This window comes from Agromyces mariniharenae (assembly GCF_008122505.1).
Taxonomy (GTDB): Bacteria; Actinomycetota; Actinomycetes; order Actinomycetales; family Microbacteriaceae; genus Agromyces; species Agromyces mariniharenae.
The window spans coordinates 2,557,910-2,577,782 of the sequence record NZ_VSSB01000001.1; the positions used below are offsets into that span (position 1 = coordinate 2,557,910).

The 19,873-nt window shown below is 71.4% G+C and carries 13 protein-coding genes; all 13 read left to right on the plus strand.

Annotated elements, in window-relative coordinates:
* Positions 1-5 precede the first annotated feature (5 nt).
* The 13 genes from FYC51_RS11840 (at position 6) to FYC51_RS11900 (ending at position 19,862) form a co-directional block, all read left to right on the plus strand.
* Positions 6-383: a hypothetical protein gene (locus FYC51_RS11840; RefSeq protein ID WP_148733766.1), complete on the plus strand. Its 378-nt coding sequence runs from the start codon at positions 6-8 to the stop codon at positions 381-383.
* Position 384: 1 nt separating this feature from the next.
* The gene (locus FYC51_RS11845) at positions 385-789 is read left to right on the plus strand and encodes a hypothetical protein (RefSeq protein WP_148733768.1); all 405 of its coding nucleotides are present in this window, start codon (positions 385-387) and stop codon (positions 787-789) included.
* A gap of 347 nt (positions 790-1,136) precedes the next feature.
* The gene (gene rpoB, locus FYC51_RS11850) at positions 1,137-4,628 is read left to right on the plus strand and encodes a DNA-directed RNA polymerase subunit beta (protein ID WP_148733770.1); all 3,492 of its coding nucleotides are present in this window, start codon (positions 1,137-1,139) and stop codon (positions 4,626-4,628) included.
* Between the two features lie 44 nt (positions 4,629-4,672).
* The gene (rpoC, locus tag FYC51_RS11855; RefSeq protein WP_148733771.1) at positions 4,673-8,569 is read left to right on the plus strand and encodes a DNA-directed RNA polymerase subunit beta'; all 3,897 of its coding nucleotides are present in this window, start codon (positions 4,673-4,675) and stop codon (positions 8,567-8,569) included.
* Between the two features lie 146 nt (positions 8,570-8,715).
* Entirely contained in the window at positions 8,716-9,888 is a 1,173-nt protein-coding gene (locus tag FYC51_RS11860; protein WP_148733773.1) for a hypothetical protein, read from the plus strand.
* A gap of 143 nt (positions 9,889-10,031) precedes the next feature.
* Positions 10,032-11,282, plus strand: a complete 1,251-nt coding sequence (locus tag FYC51_RS11865; protein ID WP_148733775.1) for an RDD family protein — start codon at positions 10,032-10,034, stop codon at positions 11,280-11,282.
* Positions 11,279-15,763: an FtsK/SpoIIIE domain-containing protein gene (locus tag FYC51_RS11870; RefSeq protein ID WP_148733777.1), complete on the plus strand. Its 4,485-nt coding sequence runs from the start codon at positions 11,279-11,281 to the stop codon at positions 15,761-15,763. Before FYC51_RS11865 ends, FYC51_RS11870 begins: the two co-directional genes overlap by 4 nt.
* A gap of 105 nt (positions 15,764-15,868) precedes the next feature.
* A complete protein-coding gene (locus tag FYC51_RS11875) occupies positions 15,869-16,156 on the plus strand; it encodes a WXG100 family type VII secretion target (protein WP_148733778.1) in 288 nt (95 codons plus the stop codon).
* A gap of 114 nt (positions 16,157-16,270) precedes the next feature.
* On the plus strand, positions 16,271-16,597 hold the full coding sequence (locus FYC51_RS11880) for a flagellar protein FlgN (protein ID WP_148733780.1): 327 nt from the start codon (positions 16,271-16,273) through the stop codon (positions 16,595-16,597).
* A 28-nt stretch (positions 16,598-16,625) separates the two neighbouring features.
* The gene (locus FYC51_RS11885) at positions 16,626-17,867 is read left to right on the plus strand and encodes a hypothetical protein (protein WP_148733781.1); all 1,242 of its coding nucleotides are present in this window, start codon (positions 16,626-16,628) and stop codon (positions 17,865-17,867) included.
* Complete coding sequence (locus FYC51_RS11890; RefSeq protein WP_148733783.1) at positions 17,864-18,511, plus strand: hypothetical protein; 648 nt, start codon at positions 17,864-17,866, stop codon at positions 18,509-18,511. Before FYC51_RS11885 ends, FYC51_RS11890 begins: the two co-directional genes overlap by 4 nt.
* A complete protein-coding gene (locus FYC51_RS11895; RefSeq protein ID WP_148733785.1) occupies positions 18,508-19,068 on the plus strand; it encodes a hypothetical protein in 561 nt (186 codons plus the stop codon). The genes FYC51_RS11890 and FYC51_RS11895 overlap by 4 nt, the downstream gene beginning before the upstream one ends.
* Positions 19,065-19,862, plus strand: a complete 798-nt coding sequence (locus FYC51_RS11900) for a hypothetical protein (protein ID WP_148733787.1) — start codon at positions 19,065-19,067, stop codon at positions 19,860-19,862. The genes FYC51_RS11895 and FYC51_RS11900 overlap by 4 nt, the downstream gene beginning before the upstream one ends.
* Positions 19,863-19,873 lie beyond the last annotated feature (11 nt).

Below are 19,873 nucleotides of genomic sequence, written 5' to 3' on the forward strand. Positions count from 1 at the left end.
AGATGATGAACATGTTCAAGCAGTTCGGCGACATGGCCAAGATGGTCCAGGCCGCGCCCGGCCTCATCGACCAGGCCAACGCCCTCGCCGCCCAGTCCGAGGCGTACCGCGCCCGGATGGACGCGCAGGCGGTGCACGCGATGACCGCGCAACCGGCGCCCGGCAACCTCGAGCCCATCGCGGGCGTCGACCTCGACCGGTACGCGCGCATCGTCAAGGGCATCGCCGCCTACCAGTACGACGAGGCCAAGCTTCCCGTCGTGGCCGGCATGTTCGGCGTCGACCCGGCTTCGTGGGCCGAGGCGCAGGCGGGCTGGGGCGCGCGCATCCAAGCCGACCGCGGCGTCGGCCGCACGTTCAACGAGATCTACGCGGTGGTGTGAGATGGGCTTCCTGAAGGATCTCACGACGCTCACCCGCCAGGCGAACGCGGCATACGACCGGATGGACGTCGGCGCCTCCATGGCCGCCGCGAGCCGTTCGATGGAGGATGCGAGCCGCGTCCTCGCGGCGACCACGCCGCAGCCCGAGGAGGCGGCGTTCGAGGCCGTGCGCCTGCGCGCCACGGCGAACGTCGTCGACGCGCGGCAGCTGCCCATGGTCATCGGCATGAACGTCGTGGTCGAGCTCGACCTCGTCGTGGCGATGCCGAACGGATTCCCGCTGCCCGTGACGCGCACCGAGCAGGTCGCCCCGCTGCACCTCGCCCGAGTGACGCCCGGCTCCACGGTCGACGTGAGCATGGTGCCCGGCCGGCCGGACACCGTGCGGATCGAGTGGGGCGCCTGAGCACGCCGTCGCACATCCACGCACAGTTGACGCCCCGCCGGCACCCTCACCGGCGGGGCGTCGTGGCGTCGACGGGCGTCCGGCGCAGGTGCGTCGGGCGGGAATCAGCGGGCGCGTCGCGGGGTTATACCGGACATCGGCGGACCAGTCAAGATTTCAACTGGACATGGCGCGTCGCATGACATATAGTTGTTCTTTGCGCTCCCAGACCTACCCTGCCTTCATATTGCGGTCGGCTTTCGCGTGCCGGGGTTCATGACCTCAGGCAATCGCGACACGTCTCGGGGGTCCTACTCTCCGCTACCGACAGTGAACCGGCCCGACGGGGCCGATGGAGGTTAATTCACTTGGCTGCTGCGCGCAACGCAACCACGCCCACCCCCAAGAACGGACGCGGTGCAAGCCGCCTCTCGTTCGCAAAGGTCACCGACACCCTCACGGTACCCGACCTGCTCGCCCTCCAGACCGAGAGCTTCGACTGGCTCGTCGGCAACGACGCGTGGAAGGCGCGCGTCGAGGCAGCGGTCGAGGCGGGCCGTCAGGACCTGCCCGAGGCCACCGGCCTCGAGGAGATCTTCGAGGAGATCTCCCCCATCGAGGACCTCGGCGAGACCATGCAGCTCTCGTTCACGAACCCCGAGCTCGAGCCGCCGAAGTACACGATCGACGAGTGCAAGGAGAAGGGCAAGACCTACTCCGCCCCGCTCTACGTGAACGCCGAGTTCATGAACCACCTCACGGGCGAGATCAAGACCCAGACGGTGTTCATGGGCGACTTCCCGCTCATGACCCCCAAGGGCACGTTCGTCATCAACGGCACCGAGCGCGTCGTCGTCTCGCAGCTCGTCCGTTCGCCCGGCGTCTACTTCGAGCGCACCCCCGACAAGACGTCCGACAAGGACATCTACTCGGCGCGCGTGATCCCGAGCCGCGGCGCGTGGCTCGAGTTCGAGGTCGACAAGCGCGACCAGGTCGGCGTCCGCATCGACCGCAAGCGCAAGCAGTCGGTCACGGTGTTCCTGAAGGCGCTCGGCCTCACCTCCGAGGAGATCCTCGAGGAGTTCGCCGGCTACGAGTCCATCGCGCTCACCCTGGAGAAGGACAACATCCTCACCAAGGAGGAGGCGCTCAAGGACATCTACCGCAAGCTGCGTCCGGGCGAGCAGGTCGCCGCCGAGGCCGCGCGTGCGCTGCTCGACAACTTCTACTTCAACCCGAAGCGCTACGACCTCGCCAAGGTCGGCCGGTACAAGATCAACCAGAAGCTCGGCCTCGAGGCCCCGCTGACGGACTCGGTGCTCACGGTGCAGGACATCGTCGCCACGATCAAGTACCTCGTCGCCCTGCACGAGGACCGCGCCACGCTGCCCGGCCGCCGCGGCGGCCAGGACGTGGAGATCCGCCTCGACGTCGACGACATCGACAACTTCGGCAACCGTCGCATCCGCGCGGTGGGCGAGCTCATCCAGAACCAGGTGCGCACCGGCCTCAGCGGCATGGAGCGCGTCGTCCGCGAGCGCATGACCACGCAGGACATCGAGGCGATCACCCCGCAGACCCTGATCAACGTCCGACCCGTCGTCGCGGCGATCAAGGAGTTCTTCGGCACCTCGCAGCTGTCGCAGTTCATGGACCAGAACAACCCGCTCGCCGGCCTCACGCACAAGCGCCGCCTCTCGGCGCTCGGCCCCGGCGGCCTCTCGCGCGACCGCGCGGGCGTCGAGGTCCGCGACGTGCACCCCTCGCACTACGGCCGCATGTGCCCGATCGAGACGCCCGAAGGCCCGAACATCGGCCTCATCGGCTCGCTCGCGTCCTTCGCGCGCATCAACTCGTTCGGCTTCATCGAGACGCCGTACCGCAAGGTCGTCACGGGCAAGGTCACCGAGCAGATCGACTACCTCACCGCGATGGAGGAGGACGACTACATCGTCGCCCAGGCCAACGCGCCCCTCAAGGCCGACGGCCACTTCGTGGAGGACCGAGTGCTCGCCCGCAAGAAGGGCGGCGAGGTCGACCTGTTCCCCGCAGACGAGATCGGCTACATGGACGTCTCGCCGCGCCAGATGGTGTCGGTCGCCACGTCGCTCATCCCGTTCCTCGAGCACGACGACGCGAACCGCGCCCTCATGGGTGCGAACATGCAGCGCCAGGCGGTGCCGCTGCTCCGCAGCGACTCGCCGTTCGTCGGCACCGGCATGGAGGGCTACGCCGCGGTCGACGCGGGTGACGTGGTCACGGCCGACCGTTCGGGCGTCGTGACCGAGGTCTCGGCCGACTTCGTGACCGTGCAGCTCGACGAGGGCGGCACCGACACGTACTACCTGCGCAAGTTCGATCGCTCGAACCAGGGCACGTCCTACAACAACCGCGTCATCGTCTCCGCCGGCGACCGCGTGGAGGCCGGCGAGGTCATCGCCGACGGTCCCGCGACCGACAACGGCGAGCTCGCGCTCGGCAAGAACCTCCTCGTGGCGTTCATGCCGTGGGAGGGCCACAACTTCGAGGACGCGATCATCCTCAGCCAGAACCTGGTGAAGGACGACGTCCTCTCCTCGATCCACATCGAGGAGTACGAGGTCGACGCCCGCGACACCAAGCTCGGCAAGGAGGAGATCACCCGCGACCTCCCCAACGTGAGCCCCGACCTGCTCGCCGACCTCGACGAGCGCGGCATCATCCGCATCGGCGCCGAGGTGCGCCCCGGCGACATCCTCGTCGGCAAGGTCACGCCGAAGGGCGAGACCGAGCTCTCGGCCGAGGAGCGCCTGCTCCGCGCGATCTTCAACGAGAAGAGCCGCGAGGTGCGCGACACGTCGCTGAAGGTCCCCCACGGCGAGCAGGGCACGATCATCGGCGTCAAGGTGTTCGACGCGCAGGACGGCGACGACGAGCTCGGCTCGGGCGTCAACCAGCGCGTGGTCGTCTACATCGCCCAGAAGCGCAAGATCACCGAGGGCGACAAGCTCGCGGGCCGTCACGGCAACAAGGGCGTCATCTCGAAGATCCTGCCGGTCGAGGACATGCCGTTCCTCGCCGACGGCACCCCGGTCGACGTCATCCTCAACCCGCTCGGCATCCCCGGCCGCATGAACTTCGGCCAGGTGCTGGAGACCCACCTCGGCTGGGTCGCCAAGCAGGGCTGGAAGGTCGAGGGCAAGCCGACGTGGGCGAAGCGCCTGCCCGAGGCCGCGCACGAGGCCGCTCCCGGCACGAAGGTCGCGACCCCGGTGTTCGACGGCGCGCTCGAGGAGGAGATCGCGGGTCTGCTCGACTCGACGCTCCCCAACCGCGACGGCGAGCGGCTCATCGACTCGAGCGGCAAGACGCAGCTCTTCGACGGTCGCTCCGGCGAGCCCTTCCCGTACCCGGTCTCGGTCGGCTACATGTACATCCTGAAGCTGCACCACCTCGTGGACGACAAGATCCACGCGCGCTCCACCGGCCCGTACTCGATGATCACCCAGCAGCCGCTCGGTGGGAAGGCGCAGTTCGGAGGCCAGCGCTTCGGTGAGATGGAGGTGTGGGCCCTCGAGGCCTACGGCGCCGCGTACGCGCTCCAGGAGCTCCTCACGATCAAGTCCGACGACATCCTCGGCCGCGTCAAGGTGTACGAGGCGATCGTCAAGGGCGAGAACATCCAGGAGCCCGGCATCCCCGAGTCCTTCAAGGTGCTCATGAAGGAGATGCAGTCGCTCTGCCTGAACGTCGAGGTGCTCTCGGCCGACGGCACCGCGGTGAGCCTGCGCGACACCGATGACGAGGCCTTCCGCGCGGCGGAGGAGCTCGGCATCAACATCTCCGCGCGCTTCGAGTCGTCGAACATCGACGAGATCTGATCCCCGGCCAGAACGACGACAGAGACTTTTTTCTAGGAGAGAAATTGCTCGACGCAACCACTTTTGACGAGCTTCGCATCGGTCTGGCCACCGCCGACGACATCCGTCGTTGGTCCTACGGCGAGGTCAAGAAGCCCGAGACCATCAACTACCGCACGCTCAAGCCCGAGAAGGACGGCCTCTTCGGCGAGCAGATCTTCGGACCCAGCCGCGACTGGGAGTGCGCGTGCGGCAAGTACAAGCGCGTGCGCTTCAAGGGCATCGTCTGCGAGCGCTGCGGTGTCGAGGTCACGAAGTCCTCGGTGCGCCGCGAGCGGATGGGCCACATCGAGCTCGCCGCCCCGGTGACCCACATCTGGTACTTCAAGGGCGTGCCCTCGCGCCTCGGCTACCTGCTCGACATGGCGCCGAAGGACCTCGAGAAGGTCATCTACTTCGCCGCCTACATGGTCATCGACGTCGACGACGAGGGTCGTCACGCCGACATGCCGGGCCTCGAGAACGAGCTCCGCCTCGAGATCAAGACGATCGGCGACCAGCGCGACGCGCGCATCGCCGAGCTGATGGCCCGCAAGGAGGCCGAGCTCGCCGAGCTCGAGGCCGAAGGCGCCAAGAGCGACGTGCGCAAGCGCGCCGAGGCCGCCGCCGACAAGGAGATGACCGGCGTCCGCAAGTCGGCCGACGAGCAGATCGCGCACCTCGAGCGCGTGTGGGAGGACTTCCGCACCCTCAAGGTCGGCGACCTCAAGCCCGAGGACTCGGTGTTCCACGAGCTCCAGGACCGCTTCGGCATGTACTTCGACGCCTACATGGGCGCCGAGGCCATCAAGAAGCGCCTCGAGGCGTTCGACCTCGCGGCCGAGGCCGAGGACCTGCACCTGCAGATCGCCGAGGGCAAGGGCCAGAAGAAGATCCGCGCCATCAAGCGCCTCCGGGTCGTCAACTCGTTCCTCGCCACTGGCAACTCGCCCGCCGCGATGGTGCTCGACGTCGTCCCGGTGATCCCGCCCGAGCTGCGCCCGATGGTGCAGCTCGACGGTGGCCGCTTCGCGACGTCCGACCTCAACGACCTGTACCGTCGCGTGATCAACCGCAACAACCGCCTCCGTCGCCTGCTCGACCTCGGTGCCCCCGAGATCATCGTGAACAACGAGAAGCGGATGCTGCAGGAGGCCGTCGACGCGCTGTTCGACAACGGCCGTCGTGGTCGCCCCGTCACGGGCACCGGCAACCGCGCCCTCAAGTCCCTGAGCGACATGCTCAAGGGCAAGCAGGGTCGCTTCCGCCAGAACCTGCTCGGCAAGCGCGTCGACTACTCGGGCCGTTCGGTCATCGTGGTCGGCCCGCAGCTCAAGCTGCACCAGTGCGGCCTGCCCAAGCAGATGGCGCTCGAGCTGTTCAAGCCGTTCGTCATCAAGCGCCTCATCGACCTCAGCCACGCGCAGAACATCAAGGCCGCCAAGCGCATGGTGGAGCGTTCGCGTCCGCAGGTGTGGGACGTGCTCGAGGAGATCATCCGCGAGCGCCCCGTGCTGCTGAACCGCGCGCCCACGCTGCACCGCCTCGGCATCCAGGCGTTCGAGCCGCAGCTCGTCGAGGGCAAGGCCATCCAGCTGCACCCGCTCGTCTGCGCCGCGTTCAACGCGGACTTCGACGGCGACCAGATGGCCGTGCACCTGCCGCTGTCGGTGGAGGCCCAGGCCGAGGCCCGCATCCTCATGCTCGCGTCGAACAACATCCTGAAGCCGTCGGACGGCCGTCCGGTGACCCTGCCCTCGCAGGACATGATCATCGGCCTGCACCACCTGACCACGCAGAAGGACGGCGCAGCCGGTGAGGGCCGTGCGTTCTCGTCGATCGCCGAGGCCATCCTCGCGTTCGACCAGAACCGCTTCGGCGCGCTCGAGCTCGACCTCAACGCCAAGGTGCGGATCCGCCTCGACGACCTGCACTTCGGCGAGGGCGAGGAGCCCGAGGGCTTCGAGTCCGGCAAGCCGTTCCTCCTCGAGACCACGCTCGGTCGTGCGCTCTTCAACGAGGCGCTGCCGGCGGACTACCCGTACTTCAACCAGCAGGCCGGCAAGGGCCAGATCTCGTCGATCGTCAACGACCTCGCCGAGCGCTACCCGAAGACGGAGGTCGCCGCGACCCTCGACCGCATCAAGGACGCCGGCTTCCGCTGGGCGACCCGCTCGGGCGTGACCGTCGCGCTGTCCGACATCGTGACCCCGCCGAACAAGGGCGAGATCGTCTCGAAGTACGAGAAGCAGGCCGCCAAGGTGCAGTCGCAGTTCGAGAAGGGCCTCACGACCGACCTCGAGCGTCGCCAGGAGCTCATCCAGATCTGGACCAAGGCCACCGACGAGGTCGCCCGGGCCATGCAGGAGAACTTCCCGACCGACAACACCATCAACCGCATGGTGACCTCGGGCGCTCGAGGCAACTGGCTGCAGGTGCGCAACATCGCCGGCATGCGAGGCCTCGTGAACAACCCGAAGGGCGAGATCATCCCGCGTCCGATCATCTCCTCGTACCGCGAGGGGCTGTCGGTGGCGGAGTACTTCATCGCCACGCACGGTGCCCGCAAGGGCCTCGCCGACACCGCGCTCCGCACCGCCGACTCGGGTTACCTGACCCGTCGTCTGGTGGACGTCTCGCAGGACGTCATCATCCGCGAGGACGACTGCGGCACGACCAAGGGCCTCGACCTGCCGATCGCGACGACGGATGCCTCGGGCGAGCTCGTGCGCGACCCCAACGTCGAGAACTCGGTGTTCGCCCGCTCGCTCGCGGCCGACGCCGTGAACGCGAAGGGCGAGGTCGTGGCCGAGGCCGGCTCCGACGTCGGCGACGTGCTCATCAACGAGCTCATCGCGGCGGGCGTCGAGTCGATCAAGGTCCGCTCGGTGCTCACCTGCGAGTCCGCGGTCGGCGTCTGCGCGAAGTGCTACGGCCGTTCGCTCGCGACCGGCAAGCTCGTGGACATCGGCGAGGCCGTCGGCATCATCGCGGCCCAGTCGATCGGCGAGCCGGGCACCCAGCTCACGATGCGCACCTTCCACACCGGTGGCTCGGCCTCGGCCGACGACATCACGCAGGGTCTTCCCCGCGTGCAGGAGCTCTTCGAGGCCCGCACCCCCAAGGGCGCGTCGCCGATCGTCGAGGCCCCCGGCCGCATCACGATCGACGAGACCGAGAAGCAGCGCAAGGTCATCCTCACGCCCGACAACGGCGACGAGCCGATCGCGTACAACGTGCTCAAGCGCTCGACCCTCCTCGTGGAGGACGGCCAGCACGTCGAGCTCGGCCAGCAGCTGATCGTCGGCACCGTCGACCCGAAGGAGGTCCTCCGGGTCAAGGGCGTCCGCGAGGTGCAGAAGCACCTGGTGGACGGCGTGCAGGACGTGTACCGCTCGCAGGGCGTGCCGATCCACGACAAGCACATCGAGGTCATCGTCCGCCAGATGCTCCGCAAGGTCACCGTGGTCGACCACGGCGACACCGAGCTGCTGCCGGGTGAGCTCGTCGACCGCTCGCGGTACAACGAGATCAACCGCGCGGCGCTCACCGAGGGCAAGAAGACGGCCTCGGCCCGCCAGGAGGTCATGGGCATCACCAAGGCCTCGCTCGCGACCGAGTCGTGGCTGTCGGCCGCGTCCTTCCAGGAGACGACCCGCGTGCTCACGCAGGCCGCCATGGAGGGCAAGTCCGACCCGCTCGTCGGCCTCAAGGAGAACGTGATCATCGGAAAGCTGATCCCCGCCGGCACCGGGCTGAACAAGTACCGGAGCGTCGCGGTCGAGGCCACGGAGGAGGCGAAGGCGGAGCGCTACCCGAACCGCATCTTCGCCGACGACGCGGCCTTCGCCGAGGGCGACCTCAGCTTCGTCGACTTCGACGCGTTCTCGAGCGACGACTTCACCCCCGGCAACTACAGCTAGTCGCCGAATCGCACGAAGGGCCCCGGAGCATTCCGGGGCCCTTCGTCGTGCCGCCGCGTCTTCCGCGCGGCTTCGCGGTGGGGCGTGCGCCCGTTGCTACAGTGAGCCCAGTCGCGGGTGCGAGGGCGCCCGGAAGGAGCGCGATCATGAGCAGCACGACTCCCGGATCCGACCCGGAGCGCCCGCACGACCCCGATGCCGTCGACCGTGGGCCGTCGGCCGACGACGCGCCGGCCGACGAGGCATCGGCCGACACGGGCGCGCACGAGCCGCTCGGCGCCGATGACGCGGCCGCGGCATCCGCGCCCGACGCCCCGGCTGAGCCCGAGCCTGGGCCCGAGCGCGCGCCCGAGCCCGTCGCCTCGCCCGAGCCCGACGTGCGGCCGGCGGATGCCGCGCCGGAGGTCGAGCCCGAACGCGAGCCCGAGCCGGCAGTGGCGGAGCCCGCGGCATCCGAGCCCACTGCATCCGCACCCATCGCACCTCCCGAGCCCGAGCCTGCGCCTCCGGCACCGGTCGTGACGGAGTCCGCGCCTGCCGACGACACGTCGCGCCTCGACGCGGCGGTGCAGCGCGCGAACGCCGAGCCCGTGGCATCCGACGACGTGGGGGAGCACGGCGCCCCCGAGCCCGTGCCCGCCGGCAGCGTGCGCCGCGAGACGTACGTGCCGGCTGCGACGGTCGCCGCGGGCACCGCGGCCGGCGCGGCGACGCTCGCCCCCGAGCCCGACGCCGTGCCCACGGCGCTCGCCGCCCCGCAGACCGTCTACGTGCAGGCGCCGAACCCGCCGAAGTCCCGCGGCAACCGCGGGTTCGGCGTGGTCGTCGCGCTCGTTGCCGCAGCCGTCTTCGCACTGCTGTACGCCGGCATCGGCTACCTCGTGCTCCTCGCGCAGAGCGATCCGGCGCGGGCCGCGACGGTGTTCGTCCAGTTCGTGGCGCAGCCCGTGTACTGGGTGCCGATCATCGCGACGTTCGTGGGCTTCACGCTCCTGGCCGCCATCGTGAACCGCGGCGCGTGGTGGTACTACGCCGTGTTCGGCCTGCTGGTGGGCGTGTTCGTGTACCTCTCCTACATCGGTGCCGCGCTGCTGACCGTGCAGGCCTGGACCATGACGATCGACGAGGCGAACGACTTCATCCGGGCGCGCTGGCTCGACCCGTTCGCCCTCATCGCGGGCATCCTCGCCCGCGAGATCACGATCTGGCTCGGCGGCTGGGTCGCCTCGCGCGGCCGCGCGGTCACCGAGCGCAACCGCCTGGCCCGTGAGGCCTACGACCGCGAGCTCGCGGCGGGGCCGCAGCCGACCCGCCCCTAGGGGTTCCGGCAGCGACCGGATCGTACCCGGCGGCGTCCACGCCGCCGGGTACGCTGCTGTGTCGGGGATGGTGACTCCTCCCCATCGACAGCACCCGTCCGATCGGGTTTGCTGGCTCGTTGACCCTGCACCCGAGGAGCCACGTGAGCATCACCATGCACGTCGACGACGCGCCTGCGCCCGGTCTCGACGCAGCCGGGCGACCCGACCCGGCGTACGCGGCCCGTCTCGGACTCCGGCCCGCGCCGTCGGGTCGACGCGCCGCCGCGTTCACGCTCGACGCCACCGCCTACGCGCTGGCGGCGTCGCCGGCGATCGTCGGCGCGGTGCTGCTGGCGAACGCGGTCGTCGGGTCGGATGCCGCGACCGGGGTCGACCCGTCGTCGCTCGTGCTGCCCCTGGTGCTCGTCGCCGTCGGACAGCTGCTCGTGACCACGTTCGGCATCACGCAGCTCGCGATGCACGGACGACGCGGCGTCACGCTGGGCAAGCGCGCGCTCGGACTGCGCTCGGTGCAGGTGGCCGACTTCGGCCGCGTTGGATTCTGGCGCGTCGTGCTGCGCGTGCTCGTGCTCTGGGCGTCGCAGGTCGTGCTGCCGTTCGTGGGACCCGCGCTGATGTTCGCGTCGGGACTCTGGGACCCCGAGCAGCGCGGTCGCAGCTGGCTCGATCGCGTCGGACGCTGCTGGGTCCTCGACGTGCGCGAGGGGCTCGACCCGTTCGACCTCAAGGCGCTCCGCCACGCACGTCGGCAGCTCGACGCGCCGGCCGCCTCGGTCGCGCGCATGCCGTCGCTCGCGACGGATCGCGGGGTCGACGAGGAGACGTTCATCCCGCAGGCGCGCTCCGCCTCGGGGGTCGTGGCCGCAGTGGCCGAGGCCGGCGCATGGACGCCGCCGCCGATCGCGGCGCCCGCAGCGTCGTCGACGGCGGTTGCGTCGCCCGGGGCGCCGGCCGTCGCGGCATCCGCTGCCGTGCCCGCCCCGGCCGTCGCGGCATCCGCTGCCGTGCCCGCCCCTGCGGCCGCGCCCGCGCCGACCCCGTCGCTCGCCCCCGCCGCGGTGTTCGCGTTCGACGACGGCAGCCGCCTCGACGCCTCGGGCACCGGCCTCCTCGGCCGCCGCCCCGCGCGCGCCGAGGGCGACCCCGCCGGCACCCTGCTCGTGCCCCTCGACGACGACTCCATGGGCATCTCGAAGACCCACGCACGCTTCGACGTCGACGACGCCGGCATCTGGATCACCGACCGCTGGTCGCGCAACGGCACGAGCGTCGCCGCGCCGGGCCGCGCCCCGGTCGAGCTCGTCCCGGGCGCGCGCACGCGCGTGGACGGCGGCACGAAGGTCGAGCTCGGCGGCCGCTGGTTCGTCGTCGAGGAGGTGACGGCCCGATGAGGCTGAAGCTGGGCCTGCGCCGCCAGTCCGGCGCCGCCGCCGACGTCGTCGTGACGACCGACGCGACGGCGACGGTCGGCGACGTCGCCCGATCGATCGCCGATGACGATCCCGCGTCGGCGCACCTGCCGCGGCATGCGGGGCCGTTGACGCTCGCGGTCGCGCCGCCCACGTCGAGCGAGCCCGTCGTGCTCGATCCCGACCTGCCCGTCGCCGACGCGCCCATCGGCTCCGGCTTCAACGCGGCCGTGGTGTCGCCGAGCGCCCGACGCGCGGCCGACGCGGGCACGGTCGCGATCCTGCACGTGCACACCGGCGCCGACGCCGGGCGCCAGGTGCCGCTCGGCCGCGGCCAGCACGTCATCGGGCGCAGCGCCGACGCCGACGTCGTGCTGCAGGACGCCCTCGTCTCGAAGCGCCACGCGCGCATCGAGGTCGACCAGGCCGTCGAGCTCGTCGACCTCAACTCCGCGAACGGCCTCATCGTCGACGGCGGCCCCATGACGCGCATCCGGGTCATCCCCGGCCAGCGCATCACGGTCGGCGACACCGACGTGTCGTTCTCGATGGTCGCGGGCACGGATGCCGCGGCCGACCCCGTGCTCGAACGCGGCGGCGCCCTCATGTTCAACCGCTCGCCCCGCGTCGAGGCCCGCTACCCGGGCACCGAGCACCCGCAGCCGCGCATCCCCACCGAGGAGAACCCGCGGCTCTTCCCCTGGCCGATGATCGTCTCGCCGATGATCGCTGGCCTCGCCATCTTCGCGCTCAACGGACGACCCGCTTCCCTCCTCATCGTCGTCCTGTCGCCGCTCATGCTCCTCGCGAACTGGTTCGGCTCGCGCACGCAGTCGAGCCGCAAGCTCAAGCAGGAGATCGAGACCTTCGAGGTGCAGCTCGAGGAGCTCGAGGAGACCCTGACCCGCGAGGTCGTCGTCGAACGCGAGCGCCGGCAGGGTGAGACGCCGCCCGTCGCGGTCGTCTACGAGCAGGCGATGCGGCTCGGTCCGATGCTCTGGACGCGGCGCCCCGAGCACTGGAACTTCCTCTCGCTCCGGCTGGGGGTCGGCTGCGCGCCGAGCCGCAACACGATCGCGACGTCCGAGGCGGCGCTGCCCGGCATCGTGACGTACGCCCGCCAGGTGGAGGTGCTGCGCGACCGCTTCGCCGAGATCGACGACGTCCCCGTCATGGAGCTCCTCACGAGCTCCGGGGCGCTCGGCGTCGCCGGGCCGGTGCACCTCGCTGCCGACGCCGTCCGCGGCCTCGCCGTGCAGCTGTTCGGCCTGCACGCGCCGAACGAGGTGGTCGCGGCTGCGATCGTGGACCCCGCCTGGAGCCGGGAGCTGGAGTGGCTGAAGTGGCTGCCGCACACGTCGAGCGCGCGGCATCCGCTCGCCGACGTCGCGCTCGCCGACAGCCAGTCGGCCGGGGCGAGCCTGCTGAGCGCGCTCGAGGAGACGATCCTCGAACGGCTGTCGGCCTCGGCCGCGCGGCGCGGACCGCTCGCCGACACGAAGGCGTCGATGTCGCGCGGCGCCGACGTCGGCTCGCCGTCGGGCGAGCGCTCCGACGACCCGCGGCCCGACAGCGCGCTCATCCTCTTCGTGTCGGCGGATGCCCCGGTCGACCGCCCGCGGCTCATCCAGCTCATCGAGCGCGGGGCCGACGCCGGCATCCACACGGTGTTCGTCGGCCCCACGGTCGAGTCGCTGCCGGCCGCGTGCCGCACGTTCGTCGACGTGACCGCCGGCCTCGACCGGGCCACGGTCGGCGTCGTGCGCTCGGGCGCCGAGTACGCGGGTGTGCGCGTCGAGGGCGTCTCGGCCCGGTACGCCGAGGTCTTCGCGCGCCGATTGGCTCCCGTCGTCGACGCGAGCACCGTGGTCGAGGACTCGAGCGACCTGCCCCGCAGCGTCTCGATGCTCACGCTCATCGGCGACGAGTTCGCCTCGAGCCCCGCGGGCGTCGTCGACCGCTGGCGGCAGAACAACTCCGTCGTCGACCGGTCGGGTGCGAAGCTGCCCCGGCTGAAGCGCGCCGGCACGCTGAAGGCGTTCATCGGCCAGTCGAGCCCCGACGCCATGACGCTCGACCTGCGCACGCAGGGGCCGCACGCGCTCGTCGGCGGCACGACCGGCGCGGGCAAGTCGGAGTTCCTGCAGGCGTGGGTGCTCGGCATGGCCGCGCAGTACAGCCCCGACCGCGTCACGTTCCTCTTCGTGGACTACAAGGGCGGCTCCGCCTTCGCCGACTGCGTCGACCTCCCGCACTGCGTGGGTCTCGTGACCGACCTCAGCCCGCACCTCGTGCGACGCGCGCTCACGAGCCTGCGCGCCGAGCTGCACCACCGCGAGCACCTGTTCAACCGCAAGAAGGCCAAGGACCTGCTCGAGCTCGAGAAGCGCCAGGACCCCGAGACGCCACCGGCGCTCGTGCTCGTCATCGACGAGTTCGCGGCGCTCGCCGGGGAGGTGCCCGAGTTCGTCGACGGCGTCGTGGACATCGCGCAGCGCGGCCGGTCGCTCGGCATCCACCTCATCATGGCCACGCAGCGCCCCGCGGGCGTCATCAAGGACAACCTCCGCGCGAACACGAACCTGCGCGTCGCCCTGCGCATGGCCGACGAGTCGGACTCGCGCGACGTCGTGGGCGACGTCGTGGCCGCGGGCTTCGATCCGTCGATCCCCGGGCGCGGCATCGCGAAGACCGGGCCCGGACGGCTCGTTCCGTTCCAGTCGGCGTACGCCGGCGGCTGGACCACCGCCGAGGTGGCCGAAGCGGAGGTGAAGGTCGCCGAGCTGCGGTTCGGCTCGACGATCACCTGGGAGTCGGACGCCGAGCCCGAGAGCGACGCGCACGACGAGGACCCGGGTCCCAACGACCAGAAGCGCATGGTGCGCACGTTCATCGCGGCCGCCGCCGAGGCCGGCGTTCCGGCGCCCCGACGTCCGTGGCTCGACGAGCTCGCCGCGACGGTCGCCGTCGAGTCGCTGCCGCAGCGCGGCGACGCCGAGATCGTCTTCGGCCTCGCCGACGTGCCCGAGCGGCAGCTGCAGGCGCCCATGGCCTTCGTGCCCGACCGCGACGGCGCCATGCTCGTCTACGGCACGAGCGGCTCGGGCAAGTCGACCGCGCTGCGCACGCTCGCGGTCGGCATCGGGCTGCGTCCCGACCTCGGCACGACCGAGGTGTACGGGCTCGACTTCGGCGCCGGCGCCCTGCGGTCGCTCGAGGCGCTGCCGCACGTGGGCTCGATCGTGTCGGGCGACGACCCCGAGCGGGTGCAGCGCCTGCTGCGCACGCTCAACGAGGTGCTCGATCGCCGTGCCAAGGCGTTCAGCGACGCGAGCGCCGCGACCCTCACGGAGTACCGCGAGCTGACCGGCCGCGACGAGCCGCGCATCCTGCTGCTCCTCGACGGCTTCGCCGCGTTCAAGACCGAGTGGGACTCCACGACCGTGCGGATGCCGTTCTACAACGTGGTCATGCGCATCCTCGGCGAGGGCCGCCCGCTCGGCGTGCACGTCGTGGCGACGGCCGACCGTGCCGGCGCGGTGCCGACGGCGGTGAGCGCCAACGTCACGAAGCGCGTCGTGCTGCGCCTCAGCGACGAGTCGGGCTACCAGGTGCTCGGCGCGCCGAAGGACGTGCTCACCGAGCGCTCGGCCCCCGGCCGCGCGATCGTCGAGGGCTTCGAGACGCAGCTCGCCGTGCCGGGCGGCACGACGAACGTCGCCGAGCAGACCCGCGCGCTCGAGTCGCTCGCTCGCGAGCTGCGTGCCCGCGGCGCACGCGACGTCCCGCCGATCGGCTCGCTGCCCGCGGTCTTCGGGGCCGCCGAGCTGCCCTCGACCGTGGGGGAGGAGCCCGCGCTCGGCATCGCCGACGACACGCTCGCGCCGATCGGGTTCGAGCCGGTCGGCACGTTCGCGGTCACCGGCCCGCCGCAGAGCGGCAAGACGAACGCCATGCGCGCCATCGTCGACGCCGTGCGCCGGTTCGACCCCGAGGTGAAGCTCTTCCACCTGGCCGGACGCCGGGCGCAGCTCGCCGACCACGCGCCGTGGGTGCGCAGCGCCACCACGGTCGACGGGGTGAAGCTCCTCGCCAAGGAGCTCGTGGACGTCGTGGGCGACGCCGACGTGCCCGGGCGATTCGTCATCGTGGTCGAGAACGTCACCCAGTTCGCCGACTCCGACGCCGAGCGGCCGCTCAAGGAGCTGTTCCAGGCGATCAACCGCAGCGATCACTTCCTCGTGGGCGACGCGGAGGTGGCGACGCTGTCGGCCGGGTTCGGCTTCGTCGGCGACTTCAAGGCGGGCCGTCGCGGGCTCGCGCTGAAGCCCGACGCGTTCGACGGCGACTCCGTGTTCAAGACGCCGTTCCCGAAGGTCAAGCGCTCGGACTTCCCCGAGGGCCGCGGCATCTTCGTGCAGAACGGCCGGATCATGACCGTGCAGGTCCCGTTCGCGGGCTGATCAGGGTGGGGAGTGCTCCCCATGTGACCCGCGTTCGACCTTCCGTACTGTGGAGCACACCGGCCCGGACGAGGGTTCGGACCGATCGAACGGAAGGATCCCCCGATGGCGGATTTCGGCGCCTCCTACGGCGAGATGGAAGCGATGGCCAACAAGCTGAACGACGCGCGTGACGACATCCAGTCGCAGCTCGACCAGCTGAAGAACTCGGTGGACTCGCTGCTCGGCAACGACTTCAAGACGCAGCACGCGTCGGGCAAGTTCGGCCAGGGCTACGAGGAGCTCACCACCGGGCTCAAGAACGCGGTCGACGGCATCGGCGAGATGGGCGAGGCCCTCCGCGGCATGATGCAGGCGATCCAGGACCTCGACCAGCAGCTCGCGGGCCGCTGACGCATCGCACGGCGGGAGGGGTGATCCTCCCGCCGTGCGTCGTCCCCGAGGCATCCGACGCGCGGATGCCTCGCCCCCACCCGTGAACACCGCACACGACCGAGGAGCCCGCTGGTGACCGACATCCTGATCGAGTACTCCGTGCTGAACGAGCTCAACGGATCGCTGAAGCAGATCATCGTCGAGCTCGAGAAGGCCGAGGAGCGCGCCACGAGCCTCGAGGGCGACATCGGCGACCCCTACGGCCGCGACACGCTCCGCGAGGCGGCGGAGGAGTTCGAGGACGGCTGGGACGACCGTCGCGCCGCGCTCAAGGAGGACCTCATGAAGATCCAGGAGCGCGTCGAGGCGACCGGCAAGGGCTGGGCCGAGTGGGACGCCGCCGCCGCCAAGGAACTCGCCGTCGAGGCGAACGAAGTCGACACCATGCCCCGGGCCTGACCCCGAGATCACGAGGAGCACGAACCAGATGGAGCCGTCACCCGCCGGGAACCCGATCGAGGTCGTCACCGGCAACGCCTTCGGCATCCGCACGCGCGGGCGTGCGATCGAGGACCTCGGCGACCAGATGATCGGCGCGGCCGGCGTCCTGCGGGCCATCGCCGACAACGGCGTGCCGCAGCAGGGCCTCTCGATCGACAAGATCAAGGAGGTCATCGGCGAGATCGACGGCGAGCTGAAGCTCGCCGGCGAGCGCTACAGGCCGTCGGGCACCGCGCTCGTGGCCTACGCCGACGCCCTCGACGGCGTGCAGCAGCAGATGCGCCTCATCGTGCCGCGCTGCCAGGACGCGTGGGACGACTACCAGGCCGCGCTCGGCCGCTACGAGGACGCCAACCACCCGCTGCCGCCCGGCCAGGCCGGCACGCCGCCGGCCGGCGGCGGGCAGAGCCCCGAGCAGGAGGCGCACGACCGCGACATCCGGTCGGCACTGAACCGCGCGAACGACGCCTACGACGAGTTCCTCGCCGAGGCCCGCAGCTTCGACACGCAGTTCGAGACGTGGGAGGACGCGTTCGAGGCCGCCTCGAACGGCATCCGCGAGGCCACCGACGGCGGCATCTCCGACGGGTTCTGGGACGACGTCGACGGCTTCGTGGCCGGCGTGCTCGTCGTGCTGCAGTGGGCCGGGATCGTGCTCGCGGTGCTCGCGTTCGTCATCGGCGGTCCCATCATCGCGGCGCTCGGCGCGATCGTCGCCATCGCGACGCTCGCCATCACGATCTACCAGAAGGCCCGCGGCGACACGGGCTGGCTCGAGCTGGGACTCGCCATCGTGGGCGTCATCCCGTTCGGCAGCCTCGCCAAGTTCTCTGGCGGCTTCAAGCCCGGCATGACCGGCTTCCTCGACGACATGGTCGGCGGCCTCGGCACCTCGGGCAGCCGCGCGATCATCGGCAACGCCATCCGCCGGTTCCCCGACACCTACGGCATCAGTCGCGCGTTCGGCGCCTCGCCGTTCACCTCGTTCGTCGCCGCCGCCCGCGGCGGGCACTCGGGCGCCGACATCGCGGCCCGCCTCATGGGCATCGGGTTCGGCGACGAGTCGACCCGCGCGATGTCGAACGGCTGGGGCGCGGCGGCCCACGTCTTCGGCCACTACGGTTGGGTGGTGAACTCCCCGCTGAACGCCGGCATGACGATCGCCGACGCGGTGGGCGACCTCTTCGAGAACGACGTCGAGACCTGGGAAGCCCAGCTCGCCGCGTGACCGACCCCATCCACGACCGGAAGGCCGGTATGAACCTGCGCGACGAGCTGCTGGGCACCGCCCGCCCCGTGCCCGAGTACAGCCTCGTCCTGCCCTCGGGCTGGGCCGAGTACGACGCCACCGCCGAGTCGGAGCGCGAGCTCGTGCGGCTCGCGAGCACGCGGCTCCGGCAGCAGCACCGCCCCGACCTCGATGCGCAGCTGCGGGCGTTGACCGGCCGGGCGTTCGCCGGCCTCCGCTCCGCGAACACGCACCGCATCTACCTCCAGACCGAGGCGTGGGCCGACGAGCTCGTGCTGCCGCTGTCGATCACGGCCGCGGTGCGCACGGCGCCCGGCGGCGGCACGCTCGACGGGGTCGTCGCCGAGCTCATCCGCGACGGCGCGACCTCGCTGCACGGCGACAAGCGCTTCGTCCGCTGGGAGCGCGACACCACCGTCGCGGTCGGCACCACGACCGTGGGTCAGCGCACGGCCGCCTACCTCACGCCGTTCCCCGACCGTCGTACGAAGGCGCTGCAGTTCACCGCCGTGGCCGTGCACCCCGTCGACGACCCGACCGAGGCGTGGCGCCCGGTGGTCGAGCGGATGCTGGAGCTCACCGACGCCGTCGTGAGCACGTTCGCGTGGCGGGCGGCCGCATGAGGCTCGACGTCGAGGTGGACGAGCGCTACTGGGCGCACCTCCCGGGCGAGTTCCCGTCGGACGGCTACGCCGACCGCGGCGCCTGGGAGCGCGACGTCGTGGCGCGGTACCTCGCGGTCCGGCCCGATGCCGACGACGCGACGCGGGCCGCTGCGGCCGACATCGCCGAGGCGGCGGTCGATGGCCTCATGCCCTCGGCGCTGTTCGGGCTCCTGTTCTGGCCGACCCGCCGGGCAGCGGCCGCGCTGCTGCACGTCGACCTCGCGCCGACGCTCCGGCGGGGCGACGATCCCGTGCGGGAGCTCCTCGACGGCGTGCCCACCGCGCTGCCGCCCAGCGTCGACCCCGTCGAGGTGCCGGGGGTCGGCAGCGGCGTCGCCGTGCGGTTCGTGCTGCCGGCCGCACCGGGCGAGACGCCCGTCGCGGGCATCGGCTACGTGCTGTCGGGCCCGCGGGGATCGGTGCGCATCGTCTCGTCGCCGACCAGCACGACCATGGTCGGCATGCTCGACGCGCCGCTGCGCGAGCTCGTCGGCACGCTCCGCTTCGTCGCATGACCGAGCCGAGCGCCCCGGTGGCGGCCAGGCCCACCGCGAACGAGTACGCCCGAGCCGTGTCCGGCGATGCCGGGCGGTTCGACTGGACCGAGTTCGAGCGCAGCCTGCTCTCGCGGCGCGCCGACCTCCTCGCGCCGTGGGAGTCCGCGTTGCGCGACCTGCGCGCGCCGCGGCGTGCCTCCGCCTGGCGTGGGGCGGGCGTGTTCGTCCTGTCGATCGTGCCGTTCGTCGTGCCCGGGCTCCTCGTCATCGGCATCCGCACCGACCAGCCGCTCGCGGGCTGGCTCGCCGCCGCGCTCGTGCTCTCGCTGGCGCACGTCGTGTTCCGCCTCGTGCAGCTCCGCGCCGCGCGTCGCGGCGCCGCTCCCGACGCGCCGCAGGGCCTGGTGCTGGCCGGCGTGTCGGTCGCGTTCGCCGTGCTCGCCGCGGTGCTCGCGGCGCTCATCGCGATCCAGCGCCCGCAGCCGCTCGCCTTGCCGGCCGCCGCCGCCGCCGTCGCGATGGCCGCGGTCCTGGTGATCTGGGTCGTCGCCGAGCGCCGTCGCAGCCGTGCGGCCGGCACCGCGGATGCCGCGCCCGGCGACGCCGTGGGGGCGCTTCGCGCCGCGGTCGACGGGCTCGCGCCGAACGACCGGGCCGCCATCGAGCGCGATCGCGACGGCGCGCTCGAGCTGCTCGTGCGCAACGGCGTCTGCTCCGACGCCGAGCGACGCGACGCCGCCGACGCACCGCTCGGCGGGATCGCGCGGTGGGCGTGGGCCGCCGGCCGCCGAGCCTCCGACGCGCGCGGCTGACCGTCGTCGCG